This window comes from Pseudomonas sp. PS01300 (assembly GCF_029960155.1).
Lineage (GTDB): Bacteria > Pseudomonadota > Gammaproteobacteria > Pseudomonadales > Pseudomonadaceae > Aquipseudomonas > Aquipseudomonas palmensis.
In genome coordinates this window covers 33,515-52,355 of record NZ_JASCPN010000038.1, presented here as the reverse complement: position 1 = coordinate 52,355, position 18,841 = coordinate 33,515, and the positions used below count along the sequence as shown (strand labels likewise).

General features: G+C 65.3%; 17 protein-coding genes. 11 read left to right on the top strand and 6 right to left on the bottom strand.

Going from position 1 to position 18,841, the window contains the following annotated elements:
• Positions 1–96 precede the first annotated feature (96 nt).
• Both QMX96_RS18050 and QMX96_RS18045 read right to left on the bottom strand, forming a co-directional pair.
• Positions 97–984 (bottom strand): farnesyl diphosphate synthase, encoded by an 888-nt coding sequence (locus tag QMX96_RS18050; RefSeq protein ID WP_210014646.1) that lies wholly within the window; start codon positions 982–984, stop codon positions 97–99.
• The gene (locus tag QMX96_RS18045; RefSeq protein WP_043861884.1) at positions 981–1,223 is read right to left on the bottom strand and encodes an exodeoxyribonuclease VII small subunit; all 243 of its coding nucleotides are present in this window, start codon (positions 1,221–1,223) and stop codon (positions 981–983) included. Before QMX96_RS18045 ends, QMX96_RS18050 begins: the two co-directional genes overlap by 4 nt.
• Before the next feature lie 244 nt (positions 1,224–1,467).
• Between QMX96_RS18045 and QMX96_RS18040 the strand changes: the two genes are divergently transcribed.
• From QMX96_RS18040 to QMX96_RS18030, 3 genes are read left to right on the top strand one after another with little or no spacing between them, the layout of a single operon-like run.
• Positions 1,468–2,871 carry an MBOAT family O-acyltransferase gene (locus tag QMX96_RS18040; RefSeq protein ID WP_240619922.1) on the top strand — a complete coding sequence of 468 codons (1,404 nt, stop codon included), beginning with the start codon at positions 1,468–1,470 and terminating at the stop codon, positions 2,869–2,871.
• Complete coding sequence (locus tag QMX96_RS18035; protein WP_282362160.1) at positions 2,858–4,003, top strand: SGNH family hydrolase; 1,146 nt, start codon at positions 2,858–2,860, stop codon at positions 4,001–4,003. The genes QMX96_RS18040 and QMX96_RS18035 overlap by 14 nt, the downstream gene beginning before the upstream one ends.
• Positions 4,004–4,005: 2 nt before the next feature.
• Positions 4,006–5,253 carry an SGNH/GDSL hydrolase family protein gene (locus QMX96_RS18030; RefSeq protein ID WP_282362159.1) on the top strand — a complete coding sequence of 416 codons (1,248 nt, stop codon included), beginning with the start codon at positions 4,006–4,008 and terminating at the stop codon, positions 5,251–5,253.
• Between the two features lie 243 nt (positions 5,254–5,496).
• Here QMX96_RS18030 and QMX96_RS18025 read toward each other — a convergent pair whose 3' ends face one another.
• Both QMX96_RS18025 and rtcR read right to left on the bottom strand, forming a co-directional pair.
• Complete coding sequence (locus QMX96_RS18025) at positions 5,497–6,582, bottom strand: dienelactone hydrolase family protein (protein ID WP_177346343.1); 1,086 nt, start codon at positions 6,580–6,582, stop codon at positions 5,497–5,499.
• Between the two features lie 85 nt (positions 6,583–6,667).
• A complete protein-coding gene (gene rtcR, locus QMX96_RS18020; protein ID WP_123753517.1) occupies positions 6,668–8,251 on the bottom strand; it encodes an RNA repair transcriptional activator RtcR in 1,584 nt (527 codons plus the stop codon).
• Positions 8,252–8,862: 611 nt separating this feature from the next.
• Here rtcR and QMX96_RS18015 point away from each other — a divergent pair.
• From QMX96_RS18015 to QMX96_RS17995, 5 genes are read left to right on the top strand one after another with little or no spacing between them, the layout of a single operon-like run.
• Positions 8,863–10,008: a slipin family protein gene (locus tag QMX96_RS18015; RefSeq protein ID WP_282362158.1), complete on the top strand. Its 1,146-nt coding sequence runs from the start codon at positions 8,863–8,865 to the stop codon at positions 10,006–10,008.
• Positions 10,009–10,053: 45 nt separating this feature from the next.
• Entirely contained in the window at positions 10,054–11,268 is a 1,215-nt protein-coding gene (locus tag QMX96_RS18010; protein ID WP_213606389.1) for an RtcB family protein, read from the top strand.
• Positions 11,269–11,318: 50 nt separating this feature from the next.
• Positions 11,319–12,116, top strand: coding sequence for a nucleotidyltransferase domain-containing protein (locus QMX96_RS18005; RefSeq protein ID WP_043861877.1), 798 nt, complete (start codon positions 11,319–11,321; stop codon positions 12,114–12,116).
• A gap of 28 nt (positions 12,117–12,144) precedes the next feature.
• Positions 12,145–12,456 (top strand): hypothetical protein, encoded by a 312-nt coding sequence (locus QMX96_RS18000; protein WP_043861876.1) that lies wholly within the window; start codon positions 12,145–12,147, stop codon positions 12,454–12,456.
• 4 nt (positions 12,457–12,460) lie between these two features.
• Positions 12,461–13,534, top strand: a complete 1,074-nt coding sequence (locus QMX96_RS17995; RefSeq protein ID WP_052504270.1) for a DUF6708 domain-containing protein — start codon at positions 12,461–12,463, stop codon at positions 13,532–13,534.
• On the opposite strand, the gene QMX96_RS17990 is transcribed toward QMX96_RS17995, so the two are convergent.
• Positions 13,464–14,369, bottom strand: a complete 906-nt coding sequence (locus tag QMX96_RS17990) for a DMT family transporter (protein WP_054916415.1) — start codon at positions 14,367–14,369, stop codon at positions 13,464–13,466. The two genes, QMX96_RS17995 and QMX96_RS17990, sit on opposite strands and share 71 nt — an antisense overlap.
• Before the next feature lie 98 nt (positions 14,370–14,467).
• On the opposite strand from QMX96_RS17990, the gene QMX96_RS17985 reads away from it, so the two are divergent.
• The 3 genes from QMX96_RS17985 to QMX96_RS17975 are packed head-to-tail and all read left to right on the top strand — an operon-like array spanning position 14,468 to position 17,419.
• Positions 14,468–15,379, top strand: a complete 912-nt coding sequence (locus QMX96_RS17985; protein ID WP_054916414.1) for a LysR substrate-binding domain-containing protein — start codon at positions 14,468–14,470, stop codon at positions 15,377–15,379.
• Positions 15,380–15,435: 56 nt separating this feature from the next.
• Positions 15,436–16,443 (top strand): response regulator, encoded by a 1,008-nt coding sequence (locus QMX96_RS17980; RefSeq protein WP_043861873.1) that lies wholly within the window; start codon positions 15,436–15,438, stop codon positions 16,441–16,443.
• A 4-nt stretch (positions 16,444–16,447) separates the two neighbouring features.
• Positions 16,448–17,419 (top strand): sensor domain-containing diguanylate cyclase, encoded by a 972-nt coding sequence (locus tag QMX96_RS17975; RefSeq protein ID WP_282362156.1) that lies wholly within the window; start codon positions 16,448–16,450, stop codon positions 17,417–17,419.
• Here the strand turns inward: QMX96_RS17975 and QMX96_RS17970 are convergent.
• A complete protein-coding gene (locus QMX96_RS17970) occupies positions 17,416–18,735 on the bottom strand; it encodes a PAS domain-containing methyl-accepting chemotaxis protein (protein ID WP_282362155.1) in 1,320 nt (439 codons plus the stop codon). The two genes, QMX96_RS17975 and QMX96_RS17970, sit on opposite strands and share 4 nt — an antisense overlap.
• Positions 18,736–18,841: the final 106 nt, after the last annotated feature.

Genomic DNA, 18,841 nt, shown 5'->3' with positions numbered 1-18,841 from the left:
TGCCCATTGAGGTATGTGGGGCGCGTTTCGCCGGCAATGCCGGCTCCTACAGGGTTCGATGCAGGAGCCGGCATTGCCGGCGAAGGGCCGCTGCGGTCAACTGCGGCGTTCGACGATGTACCGCGCCAACGCGCGCAGCGGCTCGGCCTTGTCATCGAACCCAGCCAGCGCTGCCAGCGCCTGGTCGCGCAGTTCCAGCGCGTAGGCCTTGGCGGCTTCGAGCCCCAGCAATGCCGGGTAGGTCGGCTTGTCGCGGGCGATATCTGCGCCCTGGCGCTTGCCCAGGGTCGCGGTATCGCTCTCGACATCCAGGATGTCGTCCTGCACCTGGAACGCCAGGCCGATGGCCTGGGCATACTGCTGCAAGGCCGCAAGCGTCTGGGCATCGGCCCGCGCGCTGGCCAGGGCGCCGACCTTGACGCTGGTTTCGATCAGCGCGCCGGTCTTGTGCCGGTGCATGTATTCCAGCGCGGTCTGATCGAGCTTGAGCCCCACCGAGCCCAGGTCGATGGCCTGGCCACCGACCATGCCGGCGGGGCCGGCGCCCTGGGCCACGGCCTGCACCATGGCCAGGCGAATGGCATCGCCCTGCGGGCTCAGGCGCGGGTCGAGCAGGGCGCTGAAGGCCAGGCTCTGCAAGCCGTCGCCGGCCAGGATCGCGCAGGCCTCGTCGAATTTCTTGTGGGTGGTGGGCTGGCCGCGACGCAGGTCGTCGTCGTCCATTGCCGGCAGGTCGTCATGCACCAGCGAATAGGCGTGGATCAGCTCGACTGCGCAGGCGGCGCCGTCGGCATCGCTGCTGGCGCCACCCAGCGCCTCGCAGGCGGCATAGGCCAGCAGCGGGCGTACCCGCTTGCCGCCGTTCATCACGCTGTAGCGCATGGCGGCATACAGGCGCTCGAGTTCGCTCGAGGGGGCGTGGAACAGGGTTTCCAGCGCGGCATCCACCTGGGCCTGGCAACGGGCCTGGTAGGCGGCAATCATTCTGGCTGTTCCGCGTCGAACGGCTCGGCGCGCAACTCGCCGTCGCGCTCCAGCAGCACCTGGACCTTCTGCTCGGCCTGGGTCAGGGCGCTCTGGCAATCGCGGGTCAGGCCGATGCCTTGCTCGAAGGCGGTCAGCGAGTCTTCCAGCGACAGTTCGCCGTTCTCCAGGCGTTCGACCAGCGCTTGCAGGTCGGCAAGGGATTGCTCGAAGTCAATGGCAGCTTTTTTTCGGGCCATGGCGGCTGTCTCTGGTGGCGGTTTGAACGGCGCGACACTAGCAGAGCAGGGCAGGGGGAGCAAATCAGCGCCTGTGATCTTTCGTCGCATTCTGTTGCATAAATGCCGTGGGAACAGGCTTGATTTTCCTGCACCGCTTGCATTGTGGGGGCTCACTGCTGTCTGCCATAATCGCGCCCGCTCTGCGCCGCGGGTTGTATCCGGGTCAGGGTCCCCCCTTCCATGTCGCGTAATGGACTACGTTGTGAGCTTTCTTTCGATCGAGTTCGGCCTCTGCTTCACTCTGTTTTTCGCGGTCTACTGGAGCCTTTGCTGGAGCGTTCGCCTGCAGAACGTCCTGCTGCTGGCGGGCAGCTATGCGCTGGTCGCAAGCTTCAGCCTCGATTCGCTGTACATCCTGCTCGGCTACACCCTGTTGGTCTACCTGCTGGGGCTGTTCAGCGCGCGATATCCCGGACGGCGCTTCACCTACCTGATGGTGTTGCTGCTGGTGCTGGGCTGCTTCTATGTCTTCAAGTACCAGGAATTCTTCGTGGGGGGCGTGCAGGCCGCGCTGGCCGACCTGGGCCTGGACGTCTCGCTGCCGGTGCTGGAGGTGCTGCTGCCGATCGGGCTGTCGTTCTACACCTTCCATTCGGTCAGCTACCTGGTGTCGATCAACCGCGGTGAAATGGCCCCGGCCGCGCCGCTGGACCTGGCCCTGTACCTGGCCTTCTTCCCCAGCCTGGTGGCCGGTCCGGTCAACCGCGCCGCGCACATGCTGCCGCAGATTCGCCCGGCGCAGATCCGCCAGGTGCTGGAGCCGCAACGGGCGCTGGGGCTGATTGCGCTGGCGGTGGTCAAGCTGTTCTTCTTCAGTGCCTGGCTGGGCAGCGAGTGGGTCGACCCGGTGTTCGAGACCCCAAGCGGCTTCAGCGCCGAGCAACTGCTGCTGAGCGTGTACGGCTACAGCCTGCTGATCTACCTGAACTTCAGCGGCTACACCAACCTGGTGACCGGTGTGGCGCTGCTGCTGGGCTTTCGCCTGCCGGCCAACTTCAATGCGCCCTACGCGGCCCGCAACCTCAAGGAGTTCTGGGGGCGCTGGCACATCAGCCTGTCGACCTTCATTCGCGACTACGTGTACATCCCGCTGGGCGGCAACCGCCAGGGCGTATGGCGCGGCAACCTGAACATGCTGCTGGCGATGCTGGTTTCCGGGCTGTGGCACGGCGCGAGCCTCAACTTCATCATCTGGGGTGCGCTGCACGGCGTGGGGCTGGCGCTGTACAAGGCCTCAACCTATGTGCTGCCACAACCGATGCGCTGGCCGGGCGCGGATGTGCTGGCGCGCCTGCTGACCTTCCACTACGTCGCCTTCGCCTGGATCTTCTTTCGCTGCGCGAGCCTGGATGATGCGCTGGACATGCTCGGCGGCATCGCCGGCCTGAGCCTGGGCGGGCTGTTGAGCACCACCGGCCTGCTGTTGCTGGGCTGCGTGCTGTACATCGCGGTGTACCCGCAGGTGCTGGCGCTGCTGCGCCAGGGTTTTGCCGCCAGCAGCCGGCTGCCCTGGCAGCTCTACCCGATCCCGCTGGGGCTGTTCGTGTCGTTGGTCATCTTCGCTTCGCAATCGGGCGTGCCGGGGTTCATCTATGCAAGCTTCTAGTACCGGTCAGCTGTTCAAGACGCAAATGGGCGCGGCCAAGGTGCTGTACGCGATCCTGGTCACCACCTTGCTGCTGTTCTGGCTGAACCAGAACTCCATCAGCCTGTACTGCCAGCAGAAGTACCACCAGAGCTGCGAGCTGCCCTGGGTAGGGCAGAGCCAGGCGTGGCGCCTGGGCGGCAACCTGACCCAGGCCCTGGGGGATGCGCGCAGCAGCTTCATCGACAGCCTGGAGCGCCAGACCCTGCTGGCCCAGGCCGAGGGCATGCCGACGGTCGAGCTGCCGCCCAGTATGCCGGTGGTGCTGGTCGACCTGGCGCAGCCGCATGCCAAGGCGCCGGCGCCTGCCAAGGTACCGGTGGTGGCGCCGACACCTGCGGCCAGGCCCCCTGCAGTGCAGCCAGCGGCAGTGCAGCCGGTTGTGGCACAGGCGCCCGCCGCGCAACCGGTGGTGCCGGGGCAGCCGCCCAAGGCCGTGAGCCTGGCGGCTGGCGACGAAGTGTTCCTGGTGGGCGACTCGCTGATGCAGGGCGTGGCGCCGCACCTGGCCAACACCTTGCTCAAGCGCTACCAGATCAAGAGCGTCAACCTCAGCCGCCAGAGCACGGGCCTGGCGTACCCCGGTTTTTTCAACTGGCCGCAGACGGTGTCCGACACGCTGCAGAATCACCCCAACATCCGCCTGATGGTGGTGTTCCTGGGCCCGAACGACCCGTGGGACATGCCCGAGTCCAAGGGCAAGCCGTTCCTGCGCTTCAAATCGCCTGAGTGGGAGGCGCTGTACCGCAAGCGCATCGACCGGATCCTGGACGAGGCCCGCGCGCACAATGTGCAGGTGATCTGGGTCGGCCCGCCCAACATGCAAAAACCCAAGTTGTCGACGGCCATGGCCTATCTCAGCGGGCTGTATGAAAGCCAGGCGCAGCTGTACCAGCAGCATTACGTGTCGGCCAACGGCGTGCTCGGTTACCAGACCGACGAGTTCTCCTATACCCTGCAGAACAGCCAGGGCAAACGGGTCAAGACCCGTGTCGACGACGGCATCCACTTCACCACCACGGGCCAGAAGCTGATCGCCGAGCAGGTACTGTCGATGATCGCCTTCCCGGGCCTGACCGTAACGGGACACTGAGCATGCGCCGAGCGCACAACATCCTGGTGCTGGCGGCGCTTATCTGCGCGCTGCCGGGCTGCAGCCCGGTGGCGGCGCTTATCTGCGCGCTGCCGGGCTGCAGCCCGGTGGCGGCGGTCAACGCGCCGGCCGCGCGCCCCCTCGCCGTGCAGCAGAAGGCGACCGGCAGCCGTGACGGCAACCTTGCGGTGCTGGCCGGCAAGCTGCGCACCTCCAGTCGCACACCGGTCAATATCGTGCAATTCGGAGATTCGCACACTGCCGCCGACCTGTTCAGCGGCGAGATGCGTCGCCTGCTGCAGTCGCAGTACGGCGATGGCGGCATAGGCTTTGTGGCGGCGACACCGGTACCTGGCACGCGCTACGACAACCTGATCCTCAAGACGGCCAGGCGCCAGTGGGAGCTGGTGTCGGCGCGCAACCAGCAAAGCACCCAGTTCCCGCTGGGGGGCTACCTGTCGGTACCGCTGGCAGCAAACCCGAGCGTGCGCCTGGAGGCGCGCGAACCCAGTGCCCAGCGCTACCGTATCTCGGCCCTGTACCAGGCGCGGGAGAACAGCAGCCTTACCGCCCGTGGCGGGCAGAACGCGGCGCGCCGCGTGATGCTGGCCGCAAGCAACGGGCAGTGGCGCTTCAGCCCGCCGCTCAACAGCATCAGCCTGCCGGTGGACATGAGCCTGAATGCCCACCCGGGCACGGTGCTGGGTGGCTGGTACATCCAGGGCCAGAAGAACGCCGGGGTGACCTATTCGGCCCTGGGTATCAACGGTGCGCGGCTGGAGGTGCAGGACAAATGGCAGGCTGGCTGGCAGGAAAACCTCAAGGCCCTGCGCCCGGACCTGATCATTCTGGCCTATGGCACCAACGAGGCGTTCGACAACACCCTGGACATGGCCAAGTACCGTGACCAGTTGCGCCGTACCGTGGCCCAGCTCAAGCGGGTGCAGCCACGGGCAGTGATCCTGCTGGTGGGGCCTTCGGACTCGATCAAGCAGCGTGGTGCGCGCACCTGCGCGACGCGGCGCCCGCAGTCGTTGCCGCAGGTGGTGCAGATCCAGCGCCAGGTGGCACGCCAGGCCAACGTGCTGTTCTGGGACTGGCAGGCCTACATGGGCGGGGAGTGCTCGATTGCGCGGTGGCAGGCAGAGGGGCTGGCGCGAGGCGACCTGGTGCACCTGACGGCCGATGGCTATCGCAAGAGTGCGTCGGGGCTGTATGACTACCTGCGGGGGCAGTTGGGGCTGCGCTGAGGCAAAAAAAGAGGGGCTGTATCGGTGTCGGGATTGGCTTGCGGCGCCCCGGTGCATCGATAACAGCCCCCCAGCTTCGAGCCACAGGGGCGTCGAACTCAGGTGCAAGCATAGAATGGTTTTTTGGGGCCTGCTGTAGGACTTTTGGACAGATCTCGAAGGGTTCTTCGTCAGCAAGGCTGACTCCTGCCGTTTATCCCCACTCTGCAGGAGCCAGCCTTGCTGGCGAAAGCCGCGCTGTAGTCAGCCCGCCGGGGTCAGCCCCAACGCGTAATCGAGGTACCCGCGATACGCCGTTTCCCAGTCATCCTGGAAGGTGTGCCCGGCCGGGTGTTCGTGGCTTTGCACCGGGTTGCTGCCTTCGAATGCCTTCTGCGTGGTTGCGGTCAGTTCCAGGTTGCTCGAATGCTCCTTGGCGCCGTGCACGATCACGATGCGCTTGTCCTTGGCCTTCTGCACGGCGAATGGAATGCGAAAGCCGCCCGGCGACAGCAGTACCGCGCCGCTGTAATGCTGCGGGTATTCGGCGATCAGGTGCGCCGCATGTTCGGCGCCCTGGGAAAAGCCGATCAGCGCCACGTTCGAGCGGTCGATGCGGGTCTGCTTTTCCAGGGCCTTGAGCGCGGCCGCCACGGCTTTCTCGGTCGGCTCGACCGTGTGTTGCTGCCACATGAACTGGCCCTCGTCGCGCTTGAGCGTGCCGTTCACGCCCACCAGTACGGCGCGTTCGCCCACCAGTTCTTCACGCATGCGAATGCCCTTGCTGCCTTCGGTGCCGTAGCCGGACAGCCACACCACCACCGGCCAGCCGCCGGCCGGGGCCTTGCCTTCGGGGATGCTGAACGCCGCCGCACCGGCATCCTTGGCCTGTTTGGCGTAGTTGGCCTCGGCGCTCTGCAGTAGTTTCTTGTAGGCCGGTGCGTCCTTCATGCCCTCCAGCTCGTCGTCGTCACGCAGGATCACGGCCTGCCAGAAACCGCGCTCGCGGGCCTGGTCGAGCAGGTCGCCAGCCAGATCGAACTTCTCCATCGAGGCCAGGGCGGCGCCGGCCTGGTAGGACGCATAGGCGTTCTTCGGGTCCAGGCGTGCGGCCGTCAGGTAATAGGCCAGGGCGCCAGCCATGTTGTCGTGCTCGCTTTTCTCCTTGTCGCCGGCATCGATGAATTCCTGTGCGTCGGCATCGTTCAGGTAGAGGTTGGCCATGCCGGCCAGGCCCTGCCAGCGGCCCTTGGCAACGGCCTCGTCTTCGTCGGCGAAGCTGGCGGTGGCGGTAAGGCTCAGGGCGGTGAACAGGCTGAGGGTGGCAAAGTGCAGACGAGGAGATGTCATGAACGACAAGACCGAGAGTCCTTTTTCGGTGGAAGGGAAAGTGTGCCGGCCAATACGGCCGGGGCGCGGATTCTAGCATGGCAGCTCAGCTGCGCAGCTGGTTCCAGTCCAGTTCGAAGCGCGCCAGGTATTTGCGCAGGCGGTCGGCATCGTTGGGTTTTTCCTTGTCCTGGCGCGATACCGCAAACAGCTGGCGCCCTGCGTCGGACAGCGAGCGGGCATCGCGACACACCCGCAGCACGGCCTCCAGTTGCAGGCGGTCGAACAGGTCCAGCTCACGCCCTTCAAGCAACGGCTCGGTGGGCGCCGCAACCCCCCAGGCCCGTTGCAGCCGGGTGATCTCTTCGCTGACCAAGGGCTCGTCGATGCGTCCGCTGTCGGCCAGGGTCGCCATGCGCGTGATCGAGGCCGACAGCTCGCGAAAGTTGCCGGCCCAGCGTGCTTGCGGTGAATGGGCGAACGCCAGGTACTGGCGCTTGGCTTCAAGGTTGAAGCGCACGTTGCGGCCCTGTTCGCGGGCGTGGCGCTGCAGTTCGAAATCGATGTTCGGCTCGATGTCTTCGCGCCGCCCGGCCAACCCCGGCAGTTCGAAGGTCCACAGGTTGATGCGCGCATACAGGTCTTCGCGAAACAGCCCTTCGGCCACCTGCTTGCGCAGGTCACGGTGGGTGCCGGCGATCAACTGGAAGTCGCTTTGCACCTCGCTGTCTGCGCCCATCGGGAAGAAGCGCTTCTCTTCGATGGCCTTGAGCAGCATGGCCTGTTCGTCGGCGCCCAGTTCGCCGATTTCGTCGAGAAACAGCATGCCGCCGTCGGCGGCGCGCAGCAGGCCGTCGCGGGCGTTCTGTGCACCCGTGAAGGCGCCCTTGATATGCCCGAACAGGCTCGACATGGCGCCGTCGCCGCGCAGCGTGGCGCAGTTCACTTCGACGAAGCGGCCCTCCAGCTGGTGGCGCGTGCGCTTGAGTTCATGGATGCGCCGGGCCAGGAACGACTTGCCGGCACCGGTCGGCCCCACCAGCAGCATCGGGGCGGTTGAGCGCAGGGCGACGCGCTCGATCTGCTCGATGGAGTGGTTGAACGCCACGTTGCGCGTGGCGATGCCGGCCTTGAGAAACGCCAGGCTGTGCGCCTGCTCGCGCTGAAAGCGCGAAGCGATGTGGTCATAGCGCGACAGGTCGAGGTCGATCAGCGTGCTGGTGCCGGCCGGGTCACGCTCTTCTTCCTTGCCGCGCGCCGGCGAGGTCTGTACCAGTCGCGCCGGCAGGTAGCGCGCCTCGGTCAGCAGAAACCAGCAGATCTGCGCAACGTGGGTGCCGGTGGTGATGTGCACCAGGTAGTCCTCGTGCTCGGTGTCGAAGTGGTAGCTGCTGGCGAAGTCATGCAGCGCGCCGTACATCTCTTCGAAATCCCACGGGTTGTGCAGTGCCAAGCGGTGCAGGCGCACCTCGGTGTGGGGCGACACGCTGAGTACATCCTCGCGCAGGCGCTCGGCCAGGCCCAGATCACGTTCGCTCTTGCCGTGAATCAGCTCCAGGCGGTCGATCGAAAGATCAGGCTGCTGGCACAGCGCGACGGTGGGCCGCCACTTGTTCCAGCGCGCGGCACCCTTTCCGTTGCGGTCGAGGGTGGTACCGATGAAGCCGATGGCAACGCTGCGCTTGTGCATGCTGTTTATCTTTTTGGATAAATGAAGAGATAAAAGTATACATAAAAGCCCTCAAGCATTTGCCCGGTGCGCAGGTTGATTTAACGAAGATGAAAATAAAACACTTATAAATCAATTAGTTGAAAATAAATTCTAGCGCTTTTACGAAACCTGGCACGCCCCTCGCAATAACGCTTTCGACCGCATCGCCAAGCAGGCCAACGGGTCGGGGTTCACAACCCCACCGGTGCACGAGCCCACCCCTGGTGTTGGTGTCGTGCATGCCGCCGCCGCAACGACCGGTCGCTGGCGCAACCCCGGATGGGGCCGCCAACGAGCCTAGAACTCGTTACATACCCTCCACGGTAGCTGTACCCGTAACACCCGCCGGTGAGGCGAGGGCAACGCACTTGCAGCCAGGATGGCTGACTGTCGCGAAGGACGCCCCTGCCACCGCTGGTACGCCCGGCCTGCTGGCCGGGCCCGGGGCAAGGCGCAACGTCGGACCGAAGGACTCGGTCGGCAAAGGACTCTGATGTCCCGGCGCGTGCACCTCCCCCCGGGCCCCACCTGCAGCGCTCGGCGTACCGGCAGCACCGGCACCACGGAATTCATTGAAAGGGAAATACAGAATGAAACTGCTCAAGCGCTTCATCGTGAAAAAGAACGAACGCGGCCTGCTGTTCTGCGAGGGCGACTTCGTGTCGATCCTGGAACCGGGCGTGCATCAGCGCTTTGACCTGCATAACCGGCTGACGGTGGAAACCTTCAGTCTCAACACCCCGCGCTTCGAGCACCGCCTGGCCGGCTACCTGCGCCAGAGCGAGCCGGCGGTGGTGGATCAGTACTTCGAGCGCATGGACCTGGCCGAACACGAAGTGGGCCTGCGTTTCGAGGATGGCGCACTGGCGGAACTGCTGCCACCGGGCAGCCGCCAGTTGTACTGGAAGGGCCAGAGCGCGCAGACCCTGCAGCGCATCGACCTGACCCACAGCTATCGCCTGGAGCCGACCCTGCTCGGCCAGCTCGGCCAGCCCAAGCTGCGCGGTCGCACCCTGGCCGGGCTGGATGCGGTGCTGCTGGCGCCGGTGCCGGCCTTCCATGTGGGCGTGCTCAAGGTCGATGGCGCAGTTGTCGAGCTGCTGCCGGCCGGTCAGTACGGCTTCTGGCGCTTCAACCGCCAGGTGAGCGTCGACATGGTCGACATGCGCATCCAGTCGCTGGAGGTCAGCGGCCAGGAGATCCTCACCCGCGACAAGGTCAGCCTGCGCCTGAACCTGGCGGCCAACTGGCGCTACAGCGACGTGCTGATGGCTTTCGCCAGCCTCAGCAAACCGCTGGAGCACCTGTACCGCGAGGTGCAGTTCGGCCTGCGTGCGGCCGTGGGCACGCGTACCCTCGACGAGCTGCTGGAGAACAAGCAACTGATCGACGACACCGTCAGCCAGTACCTGGCCGAGAAACTGGTGGGCAGCGGCATCGAGGTCAGCGGCCTGGGCGTGCGCGACATCATTCTGCCGGGTGAAATGAAGACCCTGCTGGCGCAAGTGGTGGAGGCGGAGAAGGCGGCCCAGGCCAACGTGACCCGGCGCCGCGAGGAAACCTCGGCGACCCGTTCGCTGCTCAACACCGCCAAGGTCATGGAAGACAACCCGACGGCCCTGCGCCTGAAGGAGCTGGAAACCCTGGAGCGGGTGGCCGAGCGCATCGACCGGATTTCGGTATTCGGCGGGCTGGATCAGGTGTTGAATGGGCTGGTCAGCCTGAAAACCGCATGACACCTGCCAGGCCTTCGGGCCTGGCGGGCTACAAGGACAATTGAGATGAAACACATGAACATCCTCGAAGTGGCCAACGGCAAACCGATCAAGCTCTGGACACAGGGCGTGCCGGTGGACGAGGACGCACGCCAGCAACTGATGAACACCGCGCGCCTGCCGTTCATCTTCAAGCACCTGGCCGTGATGCCCGATGTGCACGTGGGCAAGGGCTCGACCATTGGCAGCGTGATCCCGACCCTGGGCGCGATCATCCCGGCGGCGGTGGGCGTGGACATCGGCTGCGGCATGATCGCGGCGCGCACCTCGCTGGTGGCGGCCGACCTGCCCGACAACCTGCAAGGGCTGCGCAGCGCCATCGAGAAGGCAGTGCCCCACGGCAAGACCTTCGGCCGGCGCGATCAGGGCGCGTGGAACCACGTACCGACCGTCGCCGATCAGGCGTGGTCGGCCCTGGCCGGGCGTTTCAAGGCGATCACCGACAAGTACCCGCAACTGCAGAAGACCAACAATCGCCAGCACCTGGGCACCCTGGGCGGCGGCAACCACTTCATCGAGGTGTGCCTGGATGAGGCCGACCGCGTGTGGTTCATGCTGCACAGCGGCTCGCGGGGCGTGGGCAATGCCATCGGCAACCTGTTCATCGAGCTGGCCAAGGCCGACATGCGCCAGCACATCGCCAACCTGCCGGACAAGGAACTGGCGTATTTCGAGGAAGGCAGCCGACATTTCGACGACTACGTCCAGGCGGTGGAGTGGGCCCAGGACTTTGCCCGGCAGAACCGTGCGCTGATGATGCACGCGGTGATCGAGGCCACGCGCCAGGTCATCCGCAAGCCGTTCGAGGCCAACCTGCAGGGGGTCAACTGCCACCACAACTACGTGCAGAAAGAGCAGCACTTCGGCCAGGAGATCCTGGTGACGCGCAAGGGCGCGGTGTCGGCGCAGAAGGGCCAGCTGGGGATCATTCCGGGCTCGATGGGCGCGAAGAGTTTCATCGTGCGCGGCCTGGGCAACAAGGAATCGTTCTGCTCCTGCAGCCACGGTGCCGGGCGGATCATGAGCCGTACCCGGGCCAAACAGGCCTTCACCCTTGAGGACCAGGTGCGCGCCACCGCGCATGTGGAGTGCCGCAAGGACAAGGACGTGATCGACGAGATCCCGATGGCCTACAAGGACATCGATGCGGTGATGGCGGCGCAGCGCGAGCTGGTGGAAGTGGTGCACACGTTGCGTCAGGTGGTGTGTGTGAAAGGCTGACGGCCTCTTCGCCGGCCTTGCCGGCGAAGGGGTACAACGAGGATTCGAACATGAACATGGAAGACCGTCACCCCCTGCCCAGTGCGATGCGCAGCTGGGTACTCGAAGAACTGCAACGCATCGAGCGCGAGCATGACGTGCGCGTGCTCTACGCCTGCGAATCCGGCAGCCGCGCCTGGGGTTTTGCCTCCACCGACAGCGACTTCGACGTGCGCTTCATCTACGTGCACCGCCAGGATTGGTACCTGCGCATCGACGAGCCACGCGACGTGATCGAGCGCCCGCTCACCGACGAACTCGACATCAGTGGCTGGGAGCTGCGCAAGACCCTGCGCCTGCTGCGCAATGCCAACCCGACCCTGCTCGAATGGCTCGACTCGCCGCTGGTGTACCGGGCCGAGCCGGGGGCGCTGCAAGCCTTGCGCGGCCTGGCCAGGCAGTTCCATTCGCCGCAGGCGGCGTTTCACCACTACCTGTCGATGGCCACCAAGAACTTTCGCATCTACCTGCAGGGCGAAGAGGTGCGCCTGAAGAAGTACCTCTACGTATTGCGCCCGTTGCTGGCGGTGCGCTGGATCGAACAGGGCCTGGGCATGCCGCCCACCGCGTTCGCCCAACTGGTGGAGGCGACCCTGCACGACCCGCTGCTGCTGGCCGACCTGGACGAGCTGCTTCGCGTCAAACGCATCGCCAGCGAAGCCGATTACGGGCCTCGCCGCGTACTGCTGCACCAGTTCATCGAGAGCGAGCTGGCACGAGGGGGAGCCGCCCCGGCACTGCCCAGGCCCCACGGCGATGTAAAACTGCTCGACGACTATTTGCGTGATACTGTGCGCCGTTTTTCATAGGAGCCTGTATGAACAAGGATGTCGACGCATGCTGAACCTGCGGCTGGCGCAACGCTGGGAGCGCCTGGGCAATCGCGATACCGAGGTGGGCCTGATGCTGCTGTTCGCCCTGCTGGCCGCGCTGTTTGCCTGGGGCGCCTATGTCATGGCCTATCCGGAGCATGGCTGTGTGCGCATGGGCAAGGGCAACAGCGGCCCCCTGGAGTGCAACCCGCGCCAGTTGCTCAACAATGCTGTCGGGCTGCTGTTGATCGGTGTCTGCTGCGCAAGCCCCATCTTCTACATCCTGTGGCACTGGATCAAAGACATGGCGCGGCCATTGACGCTGGAAGAGGAATAGCTCGATGACCGACAGCAAATACGAACGCCTGCCCCACGCCGGTGACTTCGAGCGGGTGGCCGGCACCGAGATCGTCTACCTCTCGCCCCTGCCGATCCCCACCGGCATGCCGGCCTACAGCAGCCGCAACCTGCACCGCGAATCCAACGAGGTGTACCTGGACTTTGCCATCGGCCAGGGCAACTTCGAGTTCATGGCGCGCTGCGGCATCGCCTCGGTGATGGGTGTGGTTACCTGTTTCATGCTCACTGCCTTGCTCGGCTCCTGGGCACGCCGCCATGTGGAGCCGTTCTGGAGCACCTTCGCCGACTTCATGGCCAACGGGTTCATCTGGGGCTTCATCGCCTGCCTGTCGTTGCTGTATGCGGGGATGTTCTGGCGGGTGATGCGCGAGGTGACGATTCACCCGCCGATACGCTTCAACCGCCAGCGCCGCGAGGTGGCGTTCGTGCCCACTCGGGGCGCGGCGCCGATCTTCGTGCCGTGGGAGTCGGTGATCGCCTGCGTCAGCGCGGGGCGCACCGTCACCGAGTACGCCGTGCTGCCCGCCTTCAACCTGATGTTCTGCCTGCGTCAGGCCGACACCGGCAATGTGCTGTGGATCAACGTGCCCAGCGGCCACCTGGGCGCGGCGATTGCCGAATGGGAAGCGATCCGGGTGTACATGGAAGAGGGCCCGGCGAGCCTGCCGCCAGCGCCCGATGAAGAGTTCGAGGAGGGCACCGTGGCGTTCTTCCACATGGCCCGCCAGGGCTATCGCGACAACTTCCCGTGGTGGCAGCACTGGTTTGGCTTTCTGTTTGTGCAGGCCTTCGGCGGCTGGACCTTGCCGTGCCATATCTCGCACTGGGTCAACAACCGGCCCAAGGCGGGCATACCTCCTGAAGTGAAGGCGTGGTCGACGCCGCTGCCGGCTGAACAGCATGCCAGGCCCAGCGCCGAACTGCTGGCGCAGAGCGAAGAGGTGCGCAGTACCTTGCGTCGTGGCCAGACCCTGCTCGACTACTTCAATGTGAAGTTTGGCGACCCGGCTGAACCGGCAGCCGAGGCGGCCTCAGGTTCAGCGCCAGCACGCTGATCAGCACCAACGGCCCGCCCAGCATCACCGAAGCCGAGGGCCGCTCGCCCAGCAGCGCTGCGGCGATCAGCATGGCGAAGGCGGGTATCAGGTACAGCGCCAGGGTCACCCGGGTGACCTCGCAGTGGCGCAGTACCCAGGCCCAGGCCAGGTAGGCCAGCGCGCTGGGGAATACCCCCAGCACCAGCACCGCAGTGTTGGCCTGGGACGGCGCGTGGCCCAGGTCGTCGAGCAGCCCCGGCAGGTACACCATCAGCAATGCAGTGCCCGACCATACGGTGTAGCAGGTGATGGTCAGCGCGTCGTAGCGGTGGCCGTGGTGTTTCTGCAGGGCGAAATAGATGCTCCACGACAATGCCGCCACCAGAATCAGCAACCCGTGCGGGTCGAACTGACCGAGCCCGCGATCGCCGGCCACCACGATCACCGCGCCGGCCATGCCCAGCAGCAGGCAGCCCCAATGCCAGGCCCCGGCCACCTGCTTGAACACCCAGTGCGCGATCAGCAGGCTGAACAGCGGCGTGGACTGCGCCAGCACACTGGCCGCCCCGGCGCTGACCCCGCGCTGGCCGTAGTTGATGGCCACATGGTGCAGGCTGACCGCGAACAGGCCAAGCAACAGCAGGGTGGGCACGTCCCTGAGCCGGGGCAGGGTGATGCCGCGCAGCAGCGCGATGACCGCCATGAACAGCGACGCCACGATAAAGCGCGCCAGCGCCAGGTGCGTGGGCGCATAGCCCTGCAAGCCCAGGCGGATGCCGGTGGGCGAGTAGGCCCAGCACAGCAGCACGAAGAGTACGGCGCAGGCGATTTTCAGTGAGCTGGGGCGGGTCATGGGGTGGACTTCCGATGGGCGGGTGCGCTCAGTATCGGAACGCCTACTGCTCACTACAATCGACTTATACTGAGCCAATCGTTCACTTTGGGTGATGTATGGAGCTGATGCAGATCCGCATGTTCAAGACCGTCCACGACACCGGCAGCATTGCCCGTGCGGCCGAGGTGCTGCACTACGTACCGTCCAACATCACGGCGCGGATCAAGGCGCTGGAGGCCGAGCTGGGCGTGCCGTTGTTCCATCGCCGCGGGCGCGGGCTGGTGATCAGTCCGGCGGGGGAAACCTTCTTGCCCTATGCCACGCAGATGCTGGCCCTGGCCGAGGCCTCCAGGCAGGCGCTGGCGCCGTCCGCCAAACCATCCGGACGCTTGCGCATCGGCGCCATCGAGTCCTCGGCCAGCGGGCGCCTGCCGCGGTTTCTGGCGCAGTACCATGCGCGCTATCCCGAGGTGACGCTGGAGCTGAGCACCGGCACCTGGTCGCAGATGCTCGACGATGTGCTCAACCACCGCCTCGATGGTGCGATCGTGGCGGTGGATGTCGAGCGCCCGCACCTGCGCCGCACCCTGATGTACCAGGAAGACCTGCTGCTGATCGGCGCACCGTCACTGGGGCCGCTGCGCAGCGCCGCGGACCTGGTGGGCAAGGCCGTGTTCATGTGGCCTGAAGGCTGTCCGTATCGGGCGGCACTGGAGCACTGGCTGCAGGCCCAGGGGCACAAGCTGCCCATCGTGGGCATCGGCAGCTACGGTGCGATAGTCAGCTGCGTCAGCGCCGGCACCGGGGTGTCACTGGTGCCGCGCGGCATCTACGAGCAGTACCGCCAGGGCGCAGGGTGGATCGGGCACGAGTTCGCCGACCTGAAGGCGGTCGACAACCTGTTCTACTGGCACGAGGGGGCGGGGCGACATCCGGCGCGGGAGGCATTCGTGCAGATGCTGCGCGATGGCCTGGCAGGGAATGTGCAAGTGGATTCGCTCAGCACCGCTGACGCCGCGGGTACGTAGAACCTGGCGTCGGATCATGGCATGATGCCATTACTTTTTATATTGATATTCACTCGATGAGCGCCCCGTCTGTGTCAACGATGTCCTTGCTGGTGTGCGATGACTCCATGGTGGCCCGCAAGCAGGTGCTGCGCGCGCTGCCCGCCAACTGGCCGGTAACGGTTACCGAGGCCAGCGACGGGCGCCAGGCCATGGACGCCATACGCCGCGGCCTGGGCCAGGTGGTGCTGCTGGACCTGACCATGCCCACCATGGATGGCTACCAGGTGCTGGCTGCGCTGCGTGACGAAGGCCTGAGCCCCAAGGTCATCGTGATCTCGGGCGATGTGCAGGAAGAGGCCGTGCGCCGGGTGCTGGACCTGGGCGCGCTGGCGTTTCTGAAAAAACCCTTCGACCAGGACGAGCTGCGCCGCCTGCTGGCCCAGTTGGGGCTGCTGGGTGAGCGCTCGGCGACACCGCTGGCCGGTGCGGCGACTGCCGTCATCGGCTTTCGCGAGGTGTTCAGCGAAACGGTCAACGTCGCCATCGGCCGCGCCGCGGCCCTGATCGCCAAGGTGCTGGGCGTGTTCGTGCAGTTGCCGGTGCCCAGCGTCAACCTCTTCGAGGTGGGCGAGTTGCACATGGCGCTGGCCGACGCGGGCAGCAGCCAGCGGCTCACGGCAATCTGCCAGGGCTTCATCGGCAGCGGCATCGCCGGCGAGGCCCTGCTGATGTTCCACGATTCGGAAATCGCCGACATGGCCAAGCTGATGCGCCACCAGAGCATCGAGTATTCCGACATGGAGCTGTTGCTGGACTTCTCCAGCGTATTGATCGGTGCGTGCCTGAGCAGCATTGCCGAGCAGATCGACGTGGTGTTCTCCCAGGGCCACCCGCAGATCCTCGGGCAGCACGGCACCATCGACGAGCTTATCCAGGTCAACGGCCAACGCTGGCAGAAAACCCTGGCGGTCGAGATCAGCTACAGCCTGGAAGGGCACGATATCCGTTTCGACCTGCTGTTGCTGTTCACCGAAGACTCCATCGAGCGCTTGACCCATAAACTTGCCTACCTGATGAACTGAGCCCATGCGCGATCCTATCGACCTGAAGGAATTTCACTGGCTGCTGAGCATCGTGCAGAGCATCGATGTGGGCGTGGTGGTGCTCGACCGCGAACATCGGGTGCAGGTGTGGAACACCTTCATGGAAAACCGCTCGGGGGTGCAGCCCAGGGATGCCTACAACCAGTGCTTCTTCAGCCTGTTCCCCGAGGTCGACCGGCAATGGTTCAGCCACAAGGTGGACAGCGTCGCGACCCTGGGCACCCCGGCTTTCACCATCTGGGAGCAGCGCCCGTACCTGGTGCGGTTCAAGAACTACCAGCCGATCACCGGCCAGGTGGACTTCATGTACCAGAACACCACGCTGCTGCCGTTGCGCTCCACCGACAGCGAGATCCGCCAGATCTGCCTGGTGATCTACGACGTGACCGATGTGGCCACCAACCGCCACCAGTTGCAGGCCGCCAACGCTCAGTTGCAGAAGCTGTCCAGCACCGATTGCCTGACCGGCCTGTACAACCGCGGGCATTGGGAGGAGTGCCTGCAACTGGCGCATGCGCGCAATCAGCGCTATGGCAACGCCACCAGCCTGGTGATGTTCGACATCGACCATTTCAAGCGGGTCAACGACACCTATGGCCACCCGGCGGGCGATGCCGTCATTCGCCAGGTGGCCAGGGTGGTTCGCGAGCAGATCCGCGACAGCGACGTGGCCGGCCGTTACGGTGGCGAAGAGTTCGGCGTGGTGCTGACGGACACCGACAAGGCCGGCGCGCTGATCTTTGCCGAGCGCCTGCGCAAGGCGGTCGAACGCCTGAGCGTCAGCCATGAGGGGCAGGACATCCGTTTCACCATCAGCCTGGGCGTGGCCGATCTGAGCCAGCCCTCCAGCAGCCACGCCGAACTGATCGCCTGGGCCGACCATGCGCTGTACCTGTCCAAGCACGGCGGGCGCAACCGGGTGACGGTGCATGAACCCGCGGTGGTGGACGGCTAGCTCAACTGCAGGGTGGCGTTGAACTGGCCGATGGCATCCACCATGTGCCGTGACCCCTGCTGGATTTCCACGATTCTCTCGCCGGCCTGGTTGGCCAACTGCACACCCTGCTCGGTACGGTTGAGGCTGGAGCGCATGCTGCTCACCGCTTCCAGCGATAGGGTCTGATTGCGGCGTACCACGTCGGTTATTTCAAGGGTGGCTTGGCTGGTACGCGAGGCGAGGTTGCGCACCTCATCGGCCACCACGGCGAACCCGCGCCCCAGGCTGCCGGCCCGGGCGGCCTCGATGGCGGCATTGAGGGCCAGCAGGTTGGTCTGGTCGGCAATTGCGTGAATGGTCTGCACGATGGCGGCGATCACATCCGACTGGTCGCTGACCGCATCGATGTTGCGCGCGGCTTCGTTGAGGTCGGTGGAGATGGTTTCAATGACCTGCACCGCTTGCTGCACCACCGCCGAGCCTTCGCGCGCGCAGACGTCGTTCTGCACCGAGGTCGCATGCGCCGCTTCGGCGGCATTGCGCATCGCCGTGACCTGCGGGGTGATGTCGCGGGCGAACTTGGCCACCTTGTAGAGGCGCCCCTTGGCATCGAAGATCGGGTTGTAGGAGGCCTCCAGAAACACCATGCGCCCTTGGCTGTCCACGCGCTCGAACCGGCGCGAGTGATAGTCGCCACGGTTGAGCGAGGCCCAGAACGCCCGGTACTCGGGGGATCGGGCTTCTGCAGGCAGGCAGAACAGGCTGTGGTGTCGACCCACGATGTCCGCCAGCGAGTAGTGCAGCGTGTCGAGGAAGTTGGCGTTGGCGGTCAGTACCGTGCCGTCGAGGGAAAACTCGATCACCGCCATCGAGCGGCCGAGCGCGTTGACCAGGCCCTGGACCTCATGTTCGCGCTCGACACGCCGGGTGATATCGGCGGCGATCTTGATCACCCGGACCACCTTGCCGCAGGCGTCGAGCACCGGCAGGTAGCTGGCTTCCAGCCACACGTCCCTGCCGCTGCGGTCTACACGCAGGAAGGTGCCACTGCAGGGCTTTCCCTGGCCCAGGGCGTGCCAGAACTGCTGGTAGTCCTTGCTGTGGGCGTGGTCCGCGGTGCACAGCATGCGATGGTGCTGTGCACGCAGTTCGTCGATGGGATAGCCCACTGCGGTGCAGAACTGTTCATTGGCCTGGAGGATGAGGCCCTGCGGGTCGAACTCGATCATGGCCATGGAGCGGTCGATCGCCGCCAGCCTGGTGCTTGCGTCATCGAGCAGGGTGCTCAGTCTGTGGATCTCGGACATCTCCGATTTGCGGCGTCGATCAAACATGGCAGGCATCACTTTTGAGCGTGTAACAGGCAGGTTGCGATTGCGCGGCGAGTCTAGGCAGCGGGGGCGTCCATGCATATAAACATTGGGTTGAGGTTTTGCCGCG

Bases quoted from the DNA above. Each gene is read 5' to 3' on its own strand.
- QMX96_RS17980 (WP_043861873.1), top strand. From the start codon at position 15,436: ATGAGCGCCCCGTCTGTGTCAACGATGTCCTTGCTGGTGTGCGATGAC.
- QMX96_RS18010 (WP_213606389.1), top strand. From the start codon at position 10,054: ATGAAACACATGAACATCCTCGAAGTGGCCAACGGCAAACCGATCAAG.
- QMX96_RS18035 (WP_282362160.1), top strand. From the start codon at position 2,858: ATGCAAGCTTCTAGTACCGGTCAGCTGTTCAAGACGCAAATGGGCGCG.
- QMX96_RS17985 (WP_054916414.1), top strand. From the start codon at position 14,468: ATGGAGCTGATGCAGATCCGCATGTTCAAGACCGTCCACGACACCGGC.
- QMX96_RS18005 (WP_043861877.1), top strand. From the start codon at position 11,319: ATGAACATGGAAGACCGTCACCCCCTGCCCAGTGCGATGCGCAGCTGG.
- QMX96_RS18000 (WP_043861876.1), top strand. From the start codon at position 12,145: ATGCTGAACCTGCGGCTGGCGCAACGCTGGGAGCGCCTGGGCAATCGC.
- QMX96_RS17970 (WP_282362155.1), bottom strand. From the start codon at position 18,735: ATGTTTGATCGACGCCGCAAATCGGAGATGTCCGAGATCCACAGACTG.
- rtcR (WP_123753517.1), bottom strand. From the start codon at position 8,251: ATGCACAAGCGCAGCGTTGCCATCGGCTTCATCGGTACCACCCTCGAC.
- QMX96_RS18015 (WP_282362158.1), top strand. From the start codon at position 8,863: ATGAAACTGCTCAAGCGCTTCATCGTGAAAAAGAACGAACGCGGCCTG.
- QMX96_RS18050 (WP_210014646.1), bottom strand. From the start codon at position 984: ATGATTGCCGCCTACCAGGCCCGTTGCCAGGCCCAGGTGGATGCCGCG.
- QMX96_RS17990 (WP_054916415.1), bottom strand. From the start codon at position 14,369: ATGACCCGCCCCAGCTCACTGAAAATCGCCTGCGCCGTACTCTTCGTG.
- QMX96_RS17975 (WP_282362156.1), top strand. From the start codon at position 16,448: ATGCGCGATCCTATCGACCTGAAGGAATTTCACTGGCTGCTGAGCATC.
- QMX96_RS18030 (WP_282362159.1), top strand. From the start codon at position 4,006: ATGCGCCGAGCGCACAACATCCTGGTGCTGGCGGCGCTTATCTGCGCG.
- QMX96_RS18025 (WP_177346343.1), bottom strand. From the start codon at position 6,582: ATGACATCTCCTCGTCTGCACTTTGCCACCCTCAGCCTGTTCACCGCC.
- QMX96_RS17995 (WP_052504270.1), top strand. From the start codon at position 12,461: ATGACCGACAGCAAATACGAACGCCTGCCCCACGCCGGTGACTTCGAG.
- QMX96_RS18045 (WP_043861884.1), bottom strand. From the start codon at position 1,223: ATGGCCCGAAAAAAAGCTGCCATTGACTTCGAGCAATCCCTTGCCGAC.